The sequence below is a fragment of the Halobacillus sp. AWH4_228 genome, from assembly GCF_056158365.1.
The window spans coordinates 873,929-895,636 of record NZ_JBSWTE010000001.1 but is presented as its reverse complement, the minus strand read 5'-3'; the positions used below and the strand labels follow the sequence as shown (position 1 = coordinate 895,636).

The window sequence follows — 21,708 nt, the reverse complement described above, 5'->3', positions numbered from 1 at the left end:
GCACACTCTTATTCTTTCAAAGAGGGAGGATTGCGTATTTTTTCAAAATGTTAACAAACCTCTTGTACCACATCTTGTTAAAGTATCGGCATGACGCTATCCATTATTTAGAATTTTGTCGAAATTAGTTCAAATCACTTAATTTGAATGTTTATTATTCTGTTCTATTAGACAAATTAACGGGACATTTACCAAATCTTTCATCTGTTCCTGTATAATGAAGAGACATTTAACCTATGTATGAAGGAAAGGCGGGGAACCATTTGAACAAGAAAGTGCTCATCATTGCTGTCATCGCAGTGCTCGCTGTTGGTGCGGGAGTCTTTTTTACTATGAACGGCGTTGGCGCAAACTCTGTGGACAGTACATATGAAAAAGCCAAGGCGGCTCTGGAAGAGGAAAACTATGAAGAAGCCATTGACTTATATCAATCTGTATTAGAGAAAGACCCGGCATTTGTAGATGCAAGACTGGGACTTGCGGATGCTTTTGTCGCAGTAAAGAAATCCTCAAAAGCTGTAAAGACTTTGTCGGACGGGATCTATGAAACACCGGAAGAAGGAAAGCTGTATACAAAATCCTCCGACATCCAGCTTCAGCTGCAAGATGTAGAAAAAGCGTACAGCTTGTTAGAAAAAGGTATCAAATACAGTGAAAACGATGCAGATGCTGTCAAACAAGCCATGGAAACGTTGGAATCTCAAATTTCCATACAAACGGAAAGACCCCGTGTCCAGAAAGGCTATGAACGTGATCTGCAGTTAGCGTGGAAGAGTGAAGAAGGAAAGTTCATTCCTCTTGAGGCGCAGTGGACGAAGGAAGAAGACAGCCTTGGTGAACTGGTCACAGTTGAAGGCGTCACAGGGACGACTTTTTCTGCAGAAGAACTCGGTAAGGTAGTGGTTACTGCCGAGTGGGAATCCTACACGGAAGATATGGAAGTGGAAGTCGTAGATCAACTGTTGGATCGGGTTGAAGTGACACCGGAAGAAATCGAACCACTCGCGGTTGGAGAAACCCTCGACTTATCGGTGACCGGGTATGATGCGGCCGGAGAAGAAATGAACATCCAACCCGAATGGTCGATCGAAAAGCAGCTGTTTGAACTGGATGTGCAGCAGGATCAGACAGCCACTTTGACTGCAGTAGAAGAAGGTCAGGATGTACTGACCGTCCGCTTCGAAGATTTTGAAGAACAAATCGACATTTTTGTCGAAGGGTCATCTAAAATCATTCAAACAAAATCCCAGGGTCAGGGAACCGTTACGGTCTATCCTGATCAGGAAAGCTATAGTGTCGGCGAAGACATTACGATAGAGGCTCACCCGGCTCAAGGATATGAATTCGTCCGCTGGGAAAATGATCTTGATGGTGCAGTGAATCCAGTGAACCTGACAGTGGAAGACCATATGAATGTGACAGCTGTCTTTGAGCCTGTCAAACACACCTTGACGCTGGCTAAGACCGGAGAAGGCGAAATCGTCCGGGACACGTTGGAAACAGATTTTGAACACCTCGCTAAAGTGTCGCTTCGTGCCCGTGCCGCTGACGGCTGGGAATTCGATCACTGGGAAGGATCACTCACTGCAGAAACCTCTGATATCGTTGTATCGATGAATGAAGACAAAACGCTCCGTGCTGTTTTTACACAAGTGGATGAAGAAACAGACGAAGAGGAACCCGAGGAAGAGGAAGAAGAACAGACAGAAGCTGTAGAAACCTATTCCTTGAATGTGGCGATCAACGGCCAGGGGCGTATCCAGAAAAGTGCGTCTGGCAGCCAGTTCGAAGACGGAACGAACGTAAGCTTATCTGCAATCCCAGCGGATGGCTGGCGTTTCACCGGCTGGAGCGGGGATGCCAGTTCCTCCTCATCCTCCATCACGTTGAAGATGAACCGCAACAAGGTTGTGGCAGCGAACTTTGAAAGAAAATCCGCGCCTCAGCCGGAACCCGAACCTGATCCCGAACCAACACCTGAACCTGAGCCGGAGCCAAAACCGGAACCTGAGCCAGAGAGATACTCTTTGACAATGTCGGTCATCGGTGAAGGAACGATTCAGGCGTCCAATAAAACGGTGAAGGCGGGACAGTCCATTTCTGTCACGGCCGTACCAGATGAAGGCTACACCTTCGTCCGCTGGGAAGGGGACGTCTCAGGATCAAGTGCCAGCACGTCCGTAACGATGAACCGCAACAAACAGGTCAGTGCTGTGTTTGCAAAGAAAGCTGAGGAATCCGAAAGCACAGAAACAGAATCGGAATAAAAAACAGCATGAGAACGAACCTCAGGCTGTTAAGGTCACGAGGAGCGTTCGGTGGGGACGCCTGCGGGAACAGCACGGACCGAAGATCCACGTGGGCAGGTGGTCTTCCTGACCAAGTTAGCTGAGGCCGTGCCCGCGGCAAGCACCCACCGATAAGCGGAACGTGAATATCCACGTTAAACAGAAACAGCTTCTCAAATGAGGAGGACTTTTTCTATAGTAAAAGGAGACGCTATGAGGCCGTCTCCTTTTTTATGTTCACATATTTGATCTCTCAACCGCCTGCCCTGCACTTGATGTTTCCGGTTCACGATGCGTCACATACGTGCCACCGATGAGATCATGGATGGCGCGCTTGTCTTCACGGATTCCGACCATGAACGCACTGACAATGACTCCAATGCCGAAAGTCACGGCGTAGACAATTCCACCGACAACCTCTCTCAAAATCATCCGTCCGAATCCTACATCTGTGCCATCCTTTTTCACAATCCTTATACCGACGGCCTTTTTGCCTACTGTGTATCCGACCCATAGCGCAGGCAGAACGACGTAGTAGACGGTTGCAATGAAGTTAAAAGCAGTATTGTCCTGACTAAAACCTTAAAAACGATAAAATTCAGGGCAGCAATGACAATACCTACTAAAAGTCCGTCAATAACCAATGCACCCAACCTCACCCCGAACCCTGCAGGCATCTTTTCATTCATACTCTCATCTCCCAACGTTTGTATAGTTCTTCTATACCACAAAATGGTATTTTAACACATTTACACACCAACAACCCTTGCGACGGTCGGGGACACCGTTGATGTCAAGCTGAGCGTTCGGTGGTGACACCGTTGATGTCAAGCTGAGCGTTCGGTGGTGACGCCTGCGGGAACAGCACGAGCCGAAGATCCACTTGGACAGGTGGGATTCCTGACCAAGTTAGCTGAGGCCGGGCCCGCGGCAGGCACCCACCGATAAGCGGTACGTGGCCGTAAACTGCTAATAGTTTCTCGACAGCATAAAAAAACCCAGGCGCTTGGCCTGGGTTTTCGTTTATTAGATATTCATCCAATCCGTATGGAACGTTCCTTCTTTGTCGACACGCTTGTACGTGTGGGCACCGAAGTAGTCACGCTGCGCCTGAAGCAGGTTCGCAGGGAGTTTCTCTGTGCGGTAGCTGTCGTAGTAAGCAAGCGCACTGGAGAACGCCGGTACTGGAACACCGTTCTGGATCGCAAGTGCGATCGTTTCGCGGAGTTCTTTTTGATACGTTGTTGCGATGTCTGTGAAGTACGGGTCCAGAAGCAGGTTGGACAGGTGGTCTTCACGATCATACGCTTCTTTGATCTTCTGCAGGAACTGCGCGCGGATGATGCAGCCGCCGCGGAAGTTCATGGCGATATCGCCATACTGAAGATCCCAGCCCTTTTCTTCACTCATGGACTGCATCTGAGCGAATCCTTGCGCATAAGAGCAGATTTTACTCATGTACAACGCTTTGCGGATCGATTCGATCGCTTCTTCCTTGTTGCCGGTGAAGTTCACTTCTGGACCGGTCAAGTACTTGCTTGCCTTCGCACGCTCTTCCTTCATCGCAGAGATGAAGCGGGCGAATACGGACTCGGTAATGATCGGAAGCGGTACACCTAAATCAAGGGCACTCTTACTCGTCCATTTTCCGGTTCCTTTTTGGCCGGCTGTATCAAGGATCACTTCGACAAGCGGCTTGCCTGTTTCTTCGTCGACTTTCGTGAAGATATCAGCTGTGATTTCGATCAGGTAGCTGTCCAGCTCGCCTTCGTTCCACTCCTTGAATACTTCGTGAAGCTCCTGAGCAGACAGGCCGAGGACGTTCTTCATAATGAAGTACGCTTCACAGATCAGCTGCATATCGCCGTACTCGATACCGTTGTGCACCATTTTCACATAGTGACCGGCACCGCCGAGTCCCATGTAGGCCGCACATGCTGTACCTTCAACGTTCGCTGCAATCGCATCAAAGATCGGCTGCACTTCTTTGTACGCTTCTATTGGTCCGCCAGGCATGATGGAAGGACCGCGGCGCGCGCCTTCCTCCCCGCCGGAGAAACCGGTTCCGATGAAGTGGATGCCTTTTTCTTCTAAGTAGGCGGCACGGCGCTCGGTATCTTCGTAATACGTGTTTCCGCCGTCGATCAGCATGTCGCCTTCATCAAGGTGAGGCACAAGGCTTTCGATCACTTTGTCGGTCGTTTCACCGGCTTTGACCATCATAAGGATTTTGCGTGGGGATTCCAAAGAAGCCACGAATTCCTCGGCACTGTAGGCTCCGCTGACGTTGCCGGTGTTTTCTTTGTTTTGGACGAGCTCATCGACACGGTCTGTCCAGTAGTCATACACTGATACTTTATATCCGTTATCTTGAATGTTCAGGGCAAGGTTCGCACCCATGACTCCTAAACCAATGACACCGATGTTCTGTTTCTCCATGTTTCAATCAGTCCCCTTCTCTATCCGTAATTTATACTTCCCACCAGGTATAGCCGTCTTCGTTCAGCAGTTTCTCGGCTGCTTCAGGTCCGTGGGATCCAGCGTTGTACGTGTGAAGCGGAAGCTCGTCGGCTTCGAAGGCTTCAAGAATCGGTTGAATCCACTGCCAGGAAAGCTCCACTTCGTTCCAGTGCGCAAAGTACGTCGCATTTCCTGCCATAGCGTCATTCAACAGGTTCTCATACGCTTCCGGCTGCTCATCCAGGTTTTTCGTGAAGTTGACGTAGGCCGGTTCGAATTTCTCGTTGCCGTCATCCTTCAGATTGACGCGCAGACCGATGCTTTCGTTCGGGTTGATTTCAATCAGAAGCAGGTTGGATGTAGCGCCTTCGGAATCCGGCTCATCCTCCACTTCGTTTTTGAATTCAATGATAATTCGCGTCGATTTCTGGCTAAGACGCTTTCCGGTACGAATGTAGAACGGAATGCCTTTCCAGTATTCGTTATCGATGTACAGACGGGCAGCGAAGTACGTGTCGTTGTTGGATCCTTCTTCGACACCGTCTTCTTCGTGATAGCCGACAACGGACTGAGCGTCCACTTCGCCTGCTTCATACTGACCGCGGACGACATCCTGCTGGATATTGCCCTCATCAACCGGACGCAGCGCCTGCATGATCGCTGATTTCTTCTCTTCGATCTGCTTGGCGGACAGCTTTTCCGGGTGGTGAAGAGCGGTCATCATCACTAATTGTAACAAATGGTTCTGCACCATATCGCGGATCGCTCCGGATTTATCGTAATAACCCGCACGTGTACCGACACCGACCGTTTCACTGGCGGTAATCTGCACGTTGGCAATCTGGTCATGGTTCCACAAGGATTTCAGAATCGGGTTCGGACGGATCAACGATTCCAGGTTCTGCACCATCGGCTTGCCTAAGTAGTGGTCGATGCGGAAGATTTCTTCTTCATCGAACGCTTTTCTCAATTCTGCATTCAGGTGACGGGCGGTATGCAGGTCACTGCCGAACGGCTTCTCCACGATCAGCTTTTTCCAGCCGTCGGTTTCTGTGATGCCGCTCTTCTGAAGCGATGCCGTAATCGGCTCGACAAGGCTCGGCGCCACAGATAAGTAGAATAGACGGTTCTGTGGAATGGATTTCTCTGTTTCACGCTCTTCAATAAAAGCCTTCAAGTCGGCGTACGACTGCGGTTCCATTGCGTCAAAGATGAAGTAGCGGAAGCTTTCCAGAAACTCTTCCATATGGGAGGGATCCGCTTCTCTACGGGAGAACGTAGACAGCGACTCCTTGATGATTTCACGGAAGTCCTCCTGAGAATACGGCCGGCGGCCTAAGCCTACGACAGATAGAGAGGACGGCATTTTTCCTTCGACATATAAATTGTATAAAGCCGGATAGATTTTACGTTTCGCAAGATCGCCGCTGGCTCCGAATAATACGAAAGTCATATCATCCATAAGCTGAGCGGAATCGATTCCAAGCTGACTTTGGTTGCTTTGTTCGTCCATTTTCCTGTTACCTCCTGTTTCTCTGTACGATTCATTTACACCGCCTATAGTATAAAACATGTCAGAGGATTATGTAAGTAATCCACCTTAAACGAGGTGAAAGAAAAGGGAAGCCGTCGCCCGCTTCCCTTCCTTATGGTTCAACTAAACCGGCAGGCTATGCACGGTTGTAAAGATCAATGATTTCATTCAGCAGCCGCTCCGTATCGCTTTCCTCGGCTGCCTGTTCGCCGTTCTCGATCAGCCGCTTACGCAAGAGCTCATCCTCCATCACTCGCTGCAGGCCGGCCTGTAAGGAAGACACACTCTTCGGCTCAACGAGCACACCGTTATCATCCGCCAGCAGGTAGGATAAACCGCCGACATCCGAACCGACCACAGGGGTGTGGCATGACATCGCCTCAAGGGCGACAAGACCGAAGCCTTCGATGTAGGACGGCAGGGTGAACACATCCGCCGCTGCCATCCATGTGGCGACCGTCTGCTGGTCTTTCGGTCCGTGAAAATGAACGAGGGCGCTGTTTTCCTGCTGGACGCTCTCTTTCAATTCCTGGAGGTAACGTTCTTCTTTGACGCTTCCAACGAGGTGGAGCTCCACTTGTTTATTCTGCTTCTGGATGTTCTGTACGGCTTCCAGAAGCTCGGTGAGCCCTTTCGCCTTAATATGGTTGCCGACAAACAGGATGTGAAAATGATCCGGGTTCAGCCCGAGTTCTTTTTTCGCTTCGGTACTGTCAACCGGCTGGAAGACGCGGCGGTCGACCCCCATATTAATGAGGGACACCTTGTTTTCCGCGACTCCAAAGCCGTCAATCACTTCCGATTTCAAAGCCTCGCCGACAACGATGACGTGATCGGCTTCATGAAGGATCTTTTTCGTCAGCTTCTTGATCAGGCCGCTTTTTTTCGCCATCTGATCGAGATCTCCACCGTGGGAGGTGACGATCAGCTTCGTTTTGAACAGCTTTTTGAACAACAGCCCGGGCAGGCCGCTCGGGAAGATGTAGTGCGCATGCACGACATCATACGACCGCCCTTTCGTGATGAAGCGGGCAAGGATTTTCAAAAACCAGATCATATACTTGCGGATCAGATTGCCTTTCCCGCCGCGGTTATCACGGTTGACGGCGGTATCAACGGAGATCCCTTTTTCCTTCAGGGCCTCCACCTGATTTTTCACAAAAATGCCGTACGTCGGTGTGCGGTGACTCGGATACATGTTGCTGATGACGAGTACACGTTTACTCATAAGCGCCCTCCTCGATTAGAGGTCATATTCATGCTCCGGCCGCATATTCAAGAGGTAGCCGAGCATGGCGAAGTAGAAGATCGTGAACGAATCGCCTTCCCAGATGTTGTACACCATCCCGGCGGCATAGGCCGCAAGCAGAACAGCGAGGAGCACAGGACCGAGCAGCGTTTCGTTCCGCTTTTTCCAAATGTGGTACAGCATGTTCAGCAGGAAGATGGCGAATAGAATGACACCGACGGCCCCTGTCTGGGTGATGATCTGGATGTACTGGTTGTCCGAGAAGAACTCCCGCTCGATGCCGTAGTCATCGTAAATCGGTGAATCATAGCTCAATGTCGCCCCGTCACCGAATGTGGCAAAGCCGGTTCCGATGATCGGATGATCGAGATAAATTTCAAAGCCTTTGCTGACAATCCAAATACGTCCGGACTGGCTCGACTGCTCGCGCGTTTCCTTATCAATCGTGGAACCGAGCCGGTCCTTGAAGCTTCCTTCACTGTCGTCATACTGCGACTGCTTCTCTTTCTTCTCTTTTCCGAAGTCGGTGTTCTCGACGATCGACGTTCCGATACTGACCGGCACAGCGATAAGAATCACACCGGCGGCGAGCGATATGAGCAGCGGCTTCAGGAAGTTCCACTTTCTAGCTACAACGACGTAAATCGCAAGCGCAAGTGCGAACGCGATCCATGTTCCACGTGAATACGTGAGACTCCAGACGCCGAACAGACAGGCAAGGGAAACGTAGGTGAGCCACAGCCATTTGCCTGTAAAACGGTTGCGGAAGTACATGATGATGATGATGGAAAAGGACAGGTAATACGCCAGCACGTTCGGGTTTCCTGTCATTCCGTAAATACGGATCCGATTCGTTGCAGACAGCGGCATATCCTGCCAGCTCTGCGGCAGAAAGACGCCGCGTAAAGACAGCTTTTCAACCATGCCGTGGATACAGATCAAGAAGGTCATGATCAGTGTAGTGATGATAAATTTGTTGATGTCTTCCTTCGTGATGTGCAGCCTTCTTGCTATGTAGAACACGAGGTAAAACAGCAGGAAGCCGCGGATCTGGAAGATGATCGCTGTCAGGGATACACCGGTCAGGTACGCCGATACCGCTCCGACAATAAGGAAGCCGAAAAAGGCGTATTCAAACCAGTAGAACTGGAACAGCTTTTTTAAATCCTTGCGGTACATGAGTAGGACACGGAATAAAAGCGCAAAGATGATGATGTCGCCGATTCCTTTTAATGCCGGGTTGAATTCCAGCAGAAACGGGCGGATCGGGAAATACGTAAATAAGATCAGCAGCGAGTTCTTCGGCTTGAAGAGCGCATAGCCGGCGAAGAACAGCATGATCAGTAGATCGATCACCGTGTTATCGAGAGCTGCGCCGATGAAGAAAAGCGCAAGCGCGACGAACACGAAGTATAGTTTTCTCCATGGGATAGGCATGGGGGACACCTCTTTTCTATGATGATTAGTTGATGGTTTTGCGGTACAAATCCTTCTTCATGGCGTAGTTTTTGAAAATCGCCCACAGCAGTGTATCGGTACGGTTGACCTGCTTGAACTTCTCCGGGAAATCATAGCCCATCTGATCGAGCACATCGACGTGTTTCACGAAGTTGGATTTGTCCCATTCGATGAACGCCTCCGCAGTCTCTACAGGATCAGACGCCAGTTTTCCTTTGTAATGGTTCAGCTCCAGGAAGCCGTCAAAAGCGATGGCCTGGGAATCGAACACTTCCGTCGCCTCCACTTTTCTCTCATGCTGCTCGGACGTGTCGACGAGGCAGTTGATCGAATCCGGCGGGAAGGCACAGTTGATTTCATACATGCGGATTTTCGAGCGTACGTTATCCATCCGCTTCAGCGTATCGCTGAGCAGTTTGGCGGTAGCACTGTGATCGGTATGCGCATCAATGAACGGCGTCGTGTAGATGATGTCCGGGCTCAGGGTTTCGATCCTTTCCTTCAAGTATTGAATCGCATCCGGGGTGCTTGATACACCACCGTCCGGCAGGTTGAGGTAGGCGACGTCCGTCAGTCCGAGGATGTCTTTGACCTTGTCAATTTCCTGGCGGCGCTTGGCATTCAGCTCCTCCGCACTCATCTCAGAAACACTGCTCGCTCCATCGGTGATGAACACACAATGGACCTCTGCTCCCTGATCGGCGTGCTGGCGGAGGGTGCCGCCCGGCCCGATCGTTTCGTCGTCCATATGGGGCGCGAGGACGAGCACCTTCTGGACCGGTTCATTTTTCAGCGCCATCAGGTCTGCGTTATAGTGACGGCCGAGGATGAATTTCGTCATCGGTGCGTTGACCGGACGCACCGCGTTCATGAACAATTCTTTACGACTCATGACGTTGCTCCTTTCTTTTTCCGTTTCGTAACATTATGGAGTAGAAACATAAAGGCGTCCGACTTCATAACAAAAGCGGCTCCGACAAAGACAACCGCGCCGACACCGGCGACGATGATAATAATGAACAGGTTGGGAAGACCTGTAATCAGCGGTTTGACGGCCAGGACGGCTCCCGTCATAAGCGCGGCTGCGGCTGTGATTTTCGCGTAATCGATGAGGATGGACTTGAAGTTGAGTCCACCGACAAGCTTTGTGAAAACGATGAGGCATGCCCCTGTATAGAAGAGCGCCATCACAGATGCCGCAAGTGGGATGCCGAGGTAGCCGAGCCATTCGGCAAATACGAAGTTGAAGACGACGTTCAATAAGATGGAACCGACACTGATCATGAGGATCAGGTGGCCCTTTTTCATAGTATAAAAGCCTTTGTTGATGATGTTGTTGAGACTGAAGAACAGGACGGATCCGAAGTAGAAATACGCGACCTGGGTCGTGGCTTCGGTCGCCTTGTTATCAAAGGCACCGCCTTCATACAACAGCTCGATCAAGTTCGGCATCAAGAGCATCATGCCGATGATCGACGGCATCAACACGAGGTACATCGTTGTGAGCCCTTTTTCAATACCCTTTTTAAACTGCCCGGTATCGTTCGTTGTAATCGCTTTAGATAATAACGGGAAGATAATCGTCGCAATCGTCACCCCGAAGATCGCCTGCGGCATGTGCACGAAGTTCTTCGCCGTATTGATGTACATGACCGCGCCCTCGCCCTGGTAGCTGGCGAAGACCGAGCCGACAAGCAGGTTCACCTGGCCGACCATAACCGTCAGTCCTACAGGCAGGAAGATCCAGTAAAACTGGCGGACTTCCGGCCAGTCGAACTTCTCCTTCAGCGTCAACGACTTCTGAGGAACGACGATGAACGCCTTGAAGATGAGGGATAGGACGGTACCTACCGCATAACCGATCGCCAGCGAGTACGCCCCGATCTTGTTGGCGAATAGGAATGCGCCGGCAATCGAGCTTAAAATGACGATGATTTGAGAAACGATCGACAGGGAGAACTTGTTTTCCGCGTCAAAGAACGCCTCCAGCACCGAGTTCATGCCGACGAACGATATACACGCAAAGAAGATGACCGTCACCCAAATGGCGATCTGACTTGCTTCCGGACTGAAATCCGGATACAGGAGCGGAATCAGCACTGGTGCGATGGCCATTCCGATAATCGAAAGAATAAGAGCAAGTCCGGCGGTTCCTTTGAAGACCTGTCCCAGATGGGAGCGGCCGCGTTGTTCCTCCGCCGCCTGGATATAACTCGGAACGAGCGCATTCTTCATCCCGTTCTGCATGAATAAAATCAGCATATTCGGAATAATGAAGGCAGCCAGGTACGCATCCGCCACGTAGCTTGCCCCGAAGTAGTAGGCGATGACCATGTCCCGGATCAGTCCGGAGACCTTCAGGATCAGAGTGGCGCCGATAAACAGTATGCTCGCTAAGCCTAATTTAGATTTCACACAAATACCTCTTTCACGTTTGCTAAAATCAAACAAATTTCGCTATGTAACACTATAATCCATACTTGTTGATTTTACCATAACCTTAAACGAATCGTAATCGTCTAGTCATATCTTTTCCATATATGGGCAGAAGCTCATGCGACCTGAGTGGGGTGGGGGTTGAGGTGGATCGGCGGGGATGTGGGTTTGTCGATCTATCGTGGAATTCGTTGATAAATGAGCGGAATAATCGATATACGTGGATAATCATTGATAAATGCGGAGAATAATTGATATATCCGCAGAATCATTGATATCGGCGGATTTTCGTTGATATGTGCTATGAAAGGCGGTGGCTGCGCAGGGGTGGCGACCGATATATTCGCAATAAGACCGATATAATGCGAATTTGACTGATGTATCCGCGGTTCGACCGATATCCGCGCAGAAAGACTGATAAACCCACCGCTCCGACCGATATCCGGCCGCACACTTGAGCATCAACGCAAAAAACCGGCTGCTCCTCAAGGGAACAGCCGGTTTTCTTCTATTATATCAGCGGCGGATACTTTCCAGCTCCACCTCGGCCTCTTCGGAAATGGCAGCATTTCCGCCCAGGTAGTAGTTCTCCGGGCTGATCGGCAGATGGTTCAAGTAATTCTTCACGGTTGATGGTACGTTGTCTTTTCTCGTCAAAAGAATCGGTGCTTCGTAGGAAGCGGCCAGCGGTGAGCCGGCAAGAGCATCGACGACTTCCTCCCCTTGGGCGAAGAACACCTCTTCCAGACGGTGGTCGTTGAAGTACTTCTCGGCAATCTGCACGCTTGTGCTGTAGCGGTCAGGTCCGCTCACACGCTCGACCGTGTCAACGATACCTTTCAGCTGGTTCTCAACGGTCTGGTGGACAGCCCCTGTTCCGCCGACAATCGTCGCTTTTTCCACGCCGTTTTCACGGATGAAATTGATGACGTTGTCTTCAAGCTTGTACGGCAGTGTCAGAAGGATCGGTGTGTTCTCATCGCCGGCATATGGGGCGATGGAAAGGGCGTCGGTCGATGTTTCATCAGAGGTTGTGATGAAGATTTCATCGACGTTCACTTCATCCGCTACTTCGTCGGCCACTTCATAAGCGGTTTCGAAGCGGTTGGCTCCGGACAAGCGCTCGACATTCGAAGAGCCGTATTTCTGCTTCAGCTGGTTTTCAACAGAAGCGGAAACCGCTCCTTCACTGCCAAGAAGGTAAATCTTCGTCGGGTCCATACGTTCCAGTTCTTTTTCCACGGTTGCCGGAAGCTGGTCCGTCTGTGTCAAAAGAAGCGGGGAATTGTGATAAGCGGCCAGTACACTTCCAGTCAGGGAGTCGATCGGCAGATCCCCGCGTCCGATCACTGCGACTTTCGGTTCGTTCCAGTGCCAGCCGTAGTTGGACAGGGCGGTACTTGTTTCATAACGGTTGATCCCGGAAAGACGGTAGCTGTCCGGCTCCTGGGTGGCAGACAGGTAGCTGGAGGCGACATAGCCGGTTTTCCCGCTTGTCGTTTTCACCGGGTACCATGCCCAGTGCTGGGTGTTGCTGTCATAGCCGACCGGGGCGCCGGTCACTGTGACCTGCTCGCCACGTTTCAGGCTTGTGACAACTGTACTGCTTGGTGCTTTGCGCACATTTAGACTTCCTGCGGTTACGTAAACTTTTTCCCCCGTCCCGAAATCATGCTTCGTCGTATGAAGAGGTCCGGTTGTTTCCACGTTGCTTTCTTCAAAACGCATGATGCCGTCTTGATAAGGGTTCAGCTTGTGCGTCGGGAATGGGGTGACGTTAAACAATCCATAGTTGCGCATGCGGTCATAAATCTTTTCCTGATAGGCAATATACCCGTTCGTAATCGGGTTGTTACGCTCGGAAATGCCGTTATAAGCTAAAATAGCGAAATACCAGTTTTCAATCACATCACGGTCGCCGTCATTGACCGTAGGAATAAGATCGTAGTTGGCATAGTTCCACTTGGACTCAAGAATCTTCAGCCCTTCACGAATGTTGTAGCGGATATCAGTGGAAAGCTTGTAGACTTCTTCTTTTCTTTCCTGGTCGTTCTCAATGAAGCGGTAGTCGGACACCTGCATGATGCCGATTCCGATACAGTCATAACCAAGCTTCAGGTTCGTTCCGTCCCAGGCAATTCCTCGTGTTTTTGAAGGCGTACAGGAATTTTGATAATGGGTGACAGGCGTGCGGCCCGGATCCCAGTACTGCTGCCAGCCACTTTCCTGATAGGCAATCGCTTTGACTATTTCCGGGGGAATATCGAAATTTTCGGCTTCTTCGGTCAAGATGCGGTTGATTTCGGCATAGCTCGGATTCTTATATTTTTCATTGACTGCGGCTTGAGATGTGACCGTGTTCTGCAGAGACATTTTTTCCTCTGTTTTCCCTTTCGTCACGTCACCGCCGGCAATCGTGAACGCATCTTCCGCCAGGGCTTCCGGCTCTGTATCGATGCTGTCTTCATCAAGAATCGGATATTGTATCATAAGTTCTTCTCCGGACAGTTCGAATGTCGAGCGGTCATAGGCTTCGGATTCGAACACTTTCTTTCCATTAGACAAGTTGTACGCATCAAAGAACAAACTTTGAGCTGACCCGTCGGCGCGATAAACGACAACGAGCGTTTCTTCAACAAGAATAAGATCCGTAATCGTGCTGAGCTGTGTCGTTTCTTCAAGCAGTTCTTTCCCTTCTTTGGTTACAGAAAGGTTCGTTTCAAGTTCTTTGTTTTCAACGTCAGCGGTCACAGAGTCATTGATTTCAAAGGAAGCTTCGCTCTCCTCGACGACCCATGTGTTGGAATCTTCTGCACTAACAAAGGCTGGGGCGGTCAGGCAGGCCAATAGAAAAGCAGAAATGCAAGTTAATAGTCTTTTCACACTCATCCGTCCTTTTATCGTTTTTTATTCCTGAATCTCCGTCAGTTCTGATGTCATCGTATAGCCGTTGTCCCCTTTGTCCTCGACCTTTTCACGGATCAGGCCGTACTCAGGGGCATAGTGGTACATCGATGTCACCTTGGAACCGGACGTTCGTTGAACAACGAACACATTTTCAAATTCTCCATAAGGCGTAGCAGTCGTCTGAGCTTCATCAAGAATCTGGAAGTTCGCGGAGCTGCCGGTGGCATCAACAAGAACATCAATCGTTTCATGCGCTTCAAATGAATCAAGCTGACTGGACGTATCCTCCGGGTTGGACTCCTGGTAGACAACAGCAATTCTGCCTTCTGTGAATTCAAGAATCTGCAGGGTCACCATGTCTCCGAACGTCACAATCTGCTGGACGAAGCGGTCGTTCACATCCACCACTTCATGTTTCACTTTGTAATCTTCGTTCTGTGTGAATGTTTTCGTCATCGGCCCTTTCGGCATGTACGCCTTCAGACCGGCGGAGGAGCCTGCTTCCTCAGTTTCTTCCGAGTCATCGGATGCGGAAGAGACAGTATCTTCGTCTTCATCCGTCGTTTCTTCCGGCTGTTCTTCTTCTGTCGGTTCCTCTGCAGCGGTTTCCTCTGATGGATCCTTTTCTTCAACGTCAGATTCCTCTTCGGTCGGCGCTTTTTCTTTTGCAGTCTCTTCTTCTACAGGAGCCTCTTCCGTCTGTTCCTCTTCAGAAGGTTCTGCTTCTTCCTCCGTATCTTCTGAAGGGGTTTCTTCTGACGAGGTTTCTTCTGATAGGGTCTCTTCTTCCGTTGGTTCCGTTTCACTGTTCTCTGGTTCTTCCAGCTGTTCAGCCTGATCGACATCGGTGCCGGAACAGGCTGAAAGCAGAAGAACAAAGAACAGGGCGATAAAGCTTAGTTTCTTCATCCAATCCCTCTCCTTTGTTCAAAAAAGTACTGATTGATTTAGTTTAAGTGGTCAGCAATTTGTTTCTGGTTGTTCTCATCTACGACAGCTCCGATGACTTGAAGCTGTTCGACGACGTTTTCCCCGCCGTACAGATCGAGTTGTTTTTCAAGCTCAGGGTTCAGCTTGTCCCCAACGAGTACGAGGGGTGCGGACGTTCTCGCGGACAGCGCCGAAGCTGTTAACGCATCCGGGTAGTTCTTACCTGTCGCCGCAAGGACGGTATCGGAATTCATGTCATCCTGGAAATACTTGAGCGCAGCCGCAACGGTTTCATAACGGGTCGCTCCGGACAGACGCTCCACACGATCCGCTCCGTTCGCCTCGACAAGCTGTTTTTCAACATCTTCCGAAACTACAGCGGTTCCGCCGAGAATCACGACTTCTTTCCCGGTCAAGTACTTCAAGCTGTCGCTGCTGATTTCATCTTCTCCTGTCAAAACGATGGACCAGCCATTGGCTGCTGCGACAGAGGAGGCTTCCAGTGCATCCGGGAAGCTGGTGCTTGATGCAACAAACACACCTTCTGCGCCTTTCAGATTTTCATTGATTTCAAGATTCGTTTCGATACGCGTGGATCCTGAGATGCGGTCGACGTTATAGCTCTGCTTCAGCTCTTTTTCAATGCCTTCAGAGATGGCGTTCGTCCCGCCCAGAATAACGACGTTTTTCGTATTCAGCCGCTGCAGTTCCTGTTTCACATCGTCACTGAGTTCATCGTCACGGTTCAACAGAATCGGAGCGTTGTCATACTGAGCAGCGAGCGGACCGGCAGACAAGGCATCGGCGAACTCAAACGCTGTCGCAAGGACGACCGTTTTTTCTCCGTCCAGCCCATTCGGATACAGCTGCTTGGACACTTCAATCGCTGTCTTCATCCGGTCTTTACCGGCAAGTACGTTCGTTTCAAACGAATAGTTGTAGCTGTCATCCATATTGGACCAGACCACATCTCCATCGTTCATTACCTTCGTGTTCTTCCACTGCTCGGCATAGGCGACCGCTTCCTGTTCGCGGTAGAAGGATTTCAGATCACCTTTGTCAGAATGGGAAACCGTGTAGTCTTTATCCAGATAGTTGCTCCAGATCACTTCGTCCTGGGCTTGATCCAAAACAGATGTGTTTTTCCACTTCACCGCATAAGTGACAGCATCATCAAGGTTGTAGGATTCGTACAGGGCCCCTTTGTTGGAATGCTCGACGACATAGTTTTTGTCCAAGTAGTTGCTCCAGACGACTTCGCCTTCTTCGTTATCAACGACGCGCATATTCTTCCAGTCATCGGCATAGTCGATGGCGTCTTCTTTTTTCACGAACAGCTTCGTTACAGAAGACTGGTTGGAATGATAAGCGCCATACCGTTTTTTCGTATTATCATAGACTTTTTCCTGCGTGTACTTATCAAGAACATAGACGTTGGCTTCGTCTTTGGCGTAATCGATCGCGTCCTGTTGATCATAAAAGATTTCAAGCCGTTCGCCGTCCATGTCGTACACTTCATACACTTGGAAATAGGCATTGACACCGTCAACGACAGCCTCCGCCGCTTTCTGCTGGAAGGACGATGTTTTAATCAGGGCTTCTTCATCCGGGTTGGACATGTAACCGAACTCTAAAAGAGCTGCCGGCATGTGGGCGTTCCGTGTAACATACAAGTCGGATGGCACAAGGCCGCGCCCTTCTTTCAACGGGGCTCCATCAAGAATGTTTTCATGGACGGTGTAAGCCAGACGCTTACTTTCCGGTGAATATTCGATCTGCTCCTCGGATGGCGGATAGGTCTTGTTAATCCCTTCATCAATATCAAAGAAATAGGTTTCATACCCTCTCATATACGGGTTGGATGGAAGTGCATTCGAGTGCACAGACAAAAAGATTGAGTTATCATTGTTTCCATTCACCGCGTCGTGGGCGATATCCAGACGCGCCTGCAGATCATCGTGCAGATTCCAGGCAAAATGGCTGTCATCTGTGCGTGTCATATGTACGTCGTAGCCGGCATCCTCGAGCTCTTCCTTAATTTCTTTGGACATTTCCAAATTGAAGTGCTTCTCATAATAACCCGTGGATATACCGGAATATCCGGTCGTTCCGGAGAACCTTCCTCCATGACCCGGATCAAGGATAACTGTTTTTTCAGCCTGTGCCTGGGCCGGGTAAATGACAAAAAGTGCGAACAGCAAAAAGAAGCCGCCTATATGTGTTTTTTTCATATGAACCTCCTGCATAATATGAATCATAGATAGCTAGAGTCTAAAGTGGACGGACAGTGATATATGGTTTCATGCAGCGATTTTAGCGGAGCAGTCCCCTCCTTTTGTTTTGGCTCTGATCCCATAAAAAGTGTGATTCAATCGTATATAATGGTAGGTTTGCTGGTTTGTTTAGTCGGGTATATAGTCAATAGGGTAGTAGTGTGTCTAATGATGCAAACTTTCATGGTCATTCGATCCGATGGATGAATACGTGCCGGTAGTTTGTATATCGGCTTATTTGTCGAAAGGGTTAAATATTCGGGAAGAAATTCCGAAAAATTTCTACATGATTCTCTATGTATTTCCAAAATAAGCCTCTACGAGAATAATATGTTCATTATATAAGAGGATTCGACGGCAAACAACATACCTCGGCGTATCTTTGCGCAATTTTAACTTTTTAAGTTCAAAAGTAACAGAAATCACGTAGAAGGATCGAACTACTTCCACCTCCCCTTTTTTCTAACGGTGATGAAAGCCCCCTGCTTCCATCATCACGAAATCCGTCCACATAAAAAAGCAGCGGTGCAAGCACCGCTGCTTTTTCTTTTTACTTATCTCTCCATACCTTCAGCAGAAACAATGGAAGGCGGATCTGGCGTTTAATCCGCCACGGCTCAGAAATCAGCCGGTAGAGCCATTCCACACCGAAACGCTGGAAAAGCGCCGGGGCGCGCTTGACGCGGCCGGAAATGACATCGAAGGAGCCGCCGACACCTTGGAAAATGCTGATATTGAGCTCTTTCATATGATCGACGATCCAATACTCCTGGCGTGGGCTGCCAAGGGCTACAAATAGAATATCGGCACCAGACTCATTGATCGTCTGGATGACCTTCTGTTCATCTTTTTCATAACCGTCCAGTACACCGGCAACGTGGAGGTTCGGATACTGCTCGATGAGCTTTTCCTTCGCTTCCCCTGCAACGCCGGGTTTCGCACCGTAAAGAAAGACGGACTTTTCGTTATCTGCAGCCTGCTCGCAAAGGGTAAGCAGCATATCAATCCCGGTTACACGTTCCTTGATGCCGCCTTTGTTCAGCTTGGAAGCCAGAAGAACGCCGACACCGTCGGGAATCTGGTACGTCGCTTTGTTCAAAAGCGCCTTTAAATCCTGATCTTCCTGGGCTTTTAATATCTTTTCCGGATTGATCGCCACAATGAAAGACTGGCGCTTTTCATTGATATCATCCAATACATTCTGCTTCAGCTGCTCGTACGAGTGGCTGCTGACGTCTACACCTAAAAACTTTTCCTTCATGATTTCACCTGATCTTTATCCGTTTTTGGAGTCACCCAGACGCTTGGCGATAAAACCGGCTTCTGTCCAGTTATCGAGGTTCAGGGCGTTCTTCGTATCATAAACGACGCGGTTGTTCATCTTACTCTTGATGTAGGCTGGGTCGAGCTTCTTGAATTCATCGTGATCCGTCAGAATGACAAGGATGTCCGCTCCTTCAAGCGCTTCATCCATATCCTGTGTCTGGTTGGAGGCGACGTTTTCTTTAATATGCGGATCGAACGTCTTGAAGCTGATTCCTTTTTCAACGAGCTCAAGAATCACTTTCAAGGACGGACTTTCACGCTGGTCATCGATGTTCGCTTTAAAGGACAAGCCGAACAAGGCCACTTTCGGATCCTGAATGAACTGGTCCTTCATCAGCTTCTCGATCTGATTGGCTGTGTACACCGGCATGTTATCGTTCGTATTCCGGGACAGCTGGATCATCTGGGAAAGATCCGGCTGGATTTCAGCAAGGAACCAAGGATCCACAGCTATACAGTGACCGCCGACACCCGGGCCGGGTGTATGGATGTTCACACGCGGGTGATAGTTGGCAAGCTTGATCGCTTCCCATGCGTTGACACCGATCTGGTCGCTGATCAAGGCGAGCTCATTGGCAAATGCAATGTTCACATCGCGGTACGTATTTTCAATGACCTTGGCCATTTCCGCTGTTGTCGCATCCGTCAAGTGGATATTCGCTTTAACGAAAGAACGGTAAAGATCCTTCGTCATTTCGGAGGATTTTTCATTGATTCCGCCGACGATCCGGTCGTTTTCGACCAGCTCCTGGAAGACCTTCCCTGGAATGACGCGCTCCGGGGAATGGGAAACGAACAAATCAGTTCCGATTTCAAGACCGGTGTCCTTAAGGACCGGAAGCATCACGTCTTCGACGGTACGTGGAGGAACGGTGGATTCCAAAATGACAAGGTTGCCTTCGCGTACGTAAGGGACAATCGCCTCTGTCGCTTTACGTACATAATCGAGGTTGGCGGTTTTATCTTCGCGGATCGGGGAAGGGACGGCGATGATGAAAACATCGGCCTCTTCCGGCTCCACCGCCGCTTTGAAGTTACCGGCGTCAACCGCTTCCTCCAGGCGTTCCTGCAGACCGTTCTCTTCTATATGAAGCTGCTTGGCATTAATCATGTCGACAGCTTTCTGATTCACATCAACTCCATGCACTTTGTGCCCGTGAATGGCGAACATGACGGATGTAGGAAGACCAATATATCCTAATCCGACTACACATAGTGACTTCTTCATACAACAATACTCCCTTTCTCTGGCCCATCCATAATCAAGATGCGGTTCCTTAGATCTATTGTTTTATCATGTATTTTTTGAATGATTCCGCAGCCCTTCTCCTTATATCATTCGACAACTTCCTATCTTTATGACGTCTGCCGGTGATGGAGAGGGGTGAGAACCTGTTTATGCAATGCTTTCGACATCATCTAATACCCGTCAGCCGTACACGGTCAAACGTTCCATGACATTACCTTCCATTATAGCTGATTTTATGACAGAGTTCTATCTTGAGATAAAAATGTCGCTTGAATGCCATCGGGATTTAATGAAACGTCACGAACTTGTAACAGAGACCTTCTGCCAACCATGGGCGTTCTTTGTTATACTTTGGGAAGTATTTTTTTATACGGAAAGGAAAGAAGCATTATGGCAGTCCGCCGTTATCAACCAGGCGATGAATCCCAGATTCAGACCCTTTTCCAAAAAACCTTCCACCAGGAGCGTCCTCTTGACGCCTGGGAATGGAAATTCAAACAAAACCCTAAACATAAAGAACCCTTCATCCTCGTCTTCGAGGAAAACGGAAAGATTCTCGGCCACATCAGCTTATGGCTGATGAGTGCCTACATCAAAGGATGCGTCGAAACGGTCGGTGTCCGTGTCGACACGATGGTGGATCCCGATGCCCGCGGCAAGGGGATCTACAAGCACTTGAATGACGCCTTGATCGAAGAAGGGCGCAAAGCCGGCATCACATACCTGTATGGTTTTCCTGCCCCGAAAGCGAAGGAATTATTCCTGCGCTACACCGGCGCGAGCCATCTGACGGATATGCCACGCTGGATGTATGTGCAGAAGCCTGTCAGCCTGCTCGCTTCCAAGCTGTCCCCACTGAAAGTCCTCAAGCCGCTGGATCGTGTGTACGGAAAGATCCGGCAGTCGAAAAAAGCACCGCACGGCTATGAAGTGAAACGGATAACCCGGTGCGACGAAGCGTTCGATAACCTGGCTGAAGAGACGAAACATACGGCGGACGGACTCGTCGTCCGTGATGCCGCGTACTTGAACTGGCGCTACTTCGACCATCCTGTCCATCCCTATAAGATGACCGCCCTCTATAAGCATGGACAGCTGCAAGGGTTCGTCATTACGCATGAAAAAGAAGGACGCTTCCGTAACGGGATGATCGTCGACTGGCTGGCGGTCGATGACGACGCCTGGCGGGCTCTCCTTGAAGAAGCGCTCAACGTCCTGAGGGAAGCGGATGTCGTCCAGTCATGGGCTCTGCCGTCGATGATGCCGGCGCACCTGATGAAAAAGAATGGATTCGTCCATAAAGACAGTCCGATGCCGCTCGTCGGAAAAGAAATCGAATCGGACAATACCGACATGAATGACCCGGATAAATGGTTCATCACACCCGGAGATGTCGATTCCTATTAAAGAAAGCAAGGGAAGCCGCTGCTCCTCAGCTTGTAGAGAAACCTCTGTTTCTTTACAAGCTTTTTTTCTTACCGCCAGGAGCGAAAGCCCCTTCCCTTTCCGCGGACGAGCGACCGAGCTTCCTCGCAAAACCCACGCTCGGCGATCTCGGCCCACTCGTTCTTCCGCAGGAGTGAAAGGGGCACCGCTCC

At 49.9% G+C, this 21,708-nt stretch carries 13 protein-coding genes and 1 pseudogene; 2 read left to right on the top strand and 12 right to left on the bottom strand.

Annotated elements, in window-relative coordinates; all coding sequences use genetic code 11:
- Positions 1–236: 236 nt before the first annotated feature.
- The gene (locus tag ACXADP_RS04430) at positions 237–2,267 is read left to right on the top strand and encodes an InlB B-repeat-containing protein (RefSeq protein WP_474970910.1); all 2,031 of its coding nucleotides are present in this window, start codon (positions 237–239) and stop codon (positions 2,265–2,267) included.
- 258 nt (positions 2,268–2,525) lie between these two features.
- Here ACXADP_RS04430 and ACXADP_RS04425 read toward each other — a convergent pair.
- From ACXADP_RS04425 to ACXADP_RS04370, 12 genes and pseudogenes are all read right to left on the bottom strand, one after another.
- Positions 2,526–2,977, bottom strand: a pseudogene (locus tag ACXADP_RS04425) (RDD family protein).
- Positions 2,978–3,314: 337 nt separating this feature from the next.
- Entirely contained in the window at positions 3,315–4,727 is a 1,413-nt protein-coding gene (gene gndA / locus ACXADP_RS04420; RefSeq protein ID WP_160836548.1) for an NADP-dependent phosphogluconate dehydrogenase, read from the bottom strand.
- Positions 4,728–4,758: 31 nt separating this feature from the next.
- Positions 4,759–6,210 carry a glucose-6-phosphate dehydrogenase gene (gene zwf, locus ACXADP_RS04415; RefSeq protein ID WP_474970439.1) on the bottom strand — a complete coding sequence of 484 codons (1,452 nt, stop codon included), beginning with the start codon at positions 6,208–6,210 and terminating at the stop codon, positions 4,759–4,761.
- Between the two features lie 208 nt (positions 6,211–6,418).
- Positions 6,419–7,510 carry a glycosyltransferase gene (locus ACXADP_RS04410; RefSeq protein ID WP_474970909.1) on the bottom strand — a complete coding sequence of 364 codons (1,092 nt, stop codon included), beginning with the start codon at positions 7,508–7,510 and terminating at the stop codon, positions 6,419–6,421.
- Between the two features lie 15 nt (positions 7,511–7,525).
- Entirely contained in the window at positions 7,526–8,968 is a 1,443-nt protein-coding gene (locus tag ACXADP_RS04405) for an O-antigen ligase family protein (protein WP_474970908.1), read from the bottom strand.
- Positions 8,969–8,993: 25 nt separating this feature from the next.
- Positions 8,994–9,881 carry a PIG-L deacetylase family protein gene (locus ACXADP_RS04400; RefSeq protein WP_474970907.1) on the bottom strand — a complete coding sequence of 296 codons (888 nt, stop codon included), beginning with the start codon at positions 9,879–9,881 and terminating at the stop codon, positions 8,994–8,996.
- Positions 9,878–11,404, bottom strand: coding sequence for a murein biosynthesis integral membrane protein MurJ (gene murJ, locus ACXADP_RS04395; protein WP_474970906.1), 1,527 nt, complete (start codon positions 11,402–11,404; stop codon positions 9,878–9,880). The genes ACXADP_RS04400 and murJ overlap by 4 nt, the downstream gene beginning before the upstream one ends.
- Positions 11,405–11,941: 537 nt before the next feature.
- Positions 11,942–14,308, bottom strand: a complete 2,367-nt coding sequence (locus ACXADP_RS04390; RefSeq protein ID WP_474970905.1) for a cell wall-binding repeat-containing protein — start codon at positions 14,306–14,308, stop codon at positions 11,942–11,944.
- 24 nt (positions 14,309–14,332) lie between these two features.
- The gene (locus ACXADP_RS04385) at positions 14,333–15,241 is read right to left on the bottom strand and encodes a hypothetical protein (RefSeq protein ID WP_474970904.1); all 909 of its coding nucleotides are present in this window, start codon (positions 15,239–15,241) and stop codon (positions 14,333–14,335) included.
- Positions 15,242–15,279: 38 nt separating this feature from the next.
- Positions 15,280–17,493: a cell wall-binding repeat-containing protein gene (locus ACXADP_RS04380; RefSeq protein WP_474970903.1), complete on the bottom strand. Its 2,214-nt coding sequence runs from the start codon at positions 17,491–17,493 to the stop codon at positions 15,280–15,282.
- 592 nt (positions 17,494–18,085) lie between these two features.
- Positions 18,086–18,796, bottom strand: a complete 711-nt coding sequence (locus ACXADP_RS04375; protein ID WP_474970902.1) for a WecB/TagA/CpsF family glycosyltransferase — start codon at positions 18,794–18,796, stop codon at positions 18,086–18,088.
- A gap of 15 nt (positions 18,797–18,811) precedes the next feature.
- Positions 18,812–20,089 (bottom strand): nucleotide sugar dehydrogenase, encoded by a 1,278-nt coding sequence (locus tag ACXADP_RS04370; RefSeq protein WP_474969658.1) that lies wholly within the window; start codon positions 20,087–20,089, stop codon positions 18,812–18,814.
- Between the two features lie 411 nt (positions 20,090–20,500).
- Between ACXADP_RS04370 and ACXADP_RS04365 the strand changes: the two genes are divergently transcribed.
- Positions 20,501–21,517: a GNAT family N-acetyltransferase gene (locus ACXADP_RS04365; protein ID WP_474970901.1), complete on the top strand. Its 1,017-nt coding sequence runs from the start codon at positions 20,501–20,503 to the stop codon at positions 21,515–21,517.
- Positions 21,518–21,708: the final 191 nt, after the last annotated feature.

Coding starts and splice junctions, on each gene's coding strand:
- ACXADP_RS04385 (WP_474970904.1), bottom strand. CDS start 15,241: ATGAAGAAACTAAGCTTTATCGCCCTGTTCTTTGTTCTTCTGCTTTCA.
- ACXADP_RS04365 (WP_474970901.1), top strand. CDS start 20,501: ATGGCAGTCCGCCGTTATCAACCAGGCGATGAATCCCAGATTCAGACC.
- ACXADP_RS04375 (WP_474970902.1), bottom strand. CDS start 18,796: ATGAAGGAAAAGTTTTTAGGTGTAGACGTCAGCAGCCACTCGTACGAG.
- ACXADP_RS04430 (WP_474970910.1), top strand. CDS start 237: ATGTATGAAGGAAAGGCGGGGAACCATTTGAACAAGAAAGTGCTCATC.
- ACXADP_RS04400 (WP_474970907.1), bottom strand. CDS start 9,881: ATGAGTCGTAAAGAATTGTTCATGAACGCGGTGCGTCCGGTCAACGCA.
- ACXADP_RS04380 (WP_474970903.1), bottom strand. CDS start 17,493: ATGAAAAAAACACATATAGGCGGCTTCTTTTTGCTGTTCGCACTTTTT.
- ACXADP_RS04370 (WP_474969658.1), bottom strand. CDS start 20,089: ATGAAGAAGTCACTATGTGTAGTCGGATTAGGATATATTGGTCTTCCT.
- ACXADP_RS04410 (WP_474970909.1), bottom strand. CDS start 7,510: ATGAGTAAACGTGTACTCGTCATCAGCAACATGTATCCGAGTCACCGC.
- zwf (WP_474970439.1), bottom strand. CDS start 6,210: ATGGATGATATGACTTTCGTATTATTCGGAGCCAGCGGCGATCTTGCG.
- gndA (WP_160836548.1), bottom strand. CDS start 4,727: ATGGAGAAACAGAACATCGGTGTCATTGGTTTAGGAGTCATGGGTGCG.
- ACXADP_RS04405 (WP_474970908.1), bottom strand. CDS start 8,968: ATGCCTATCCCATGGAGAAAACTATACTTCGTGTTCGTCGCGCTTGCG.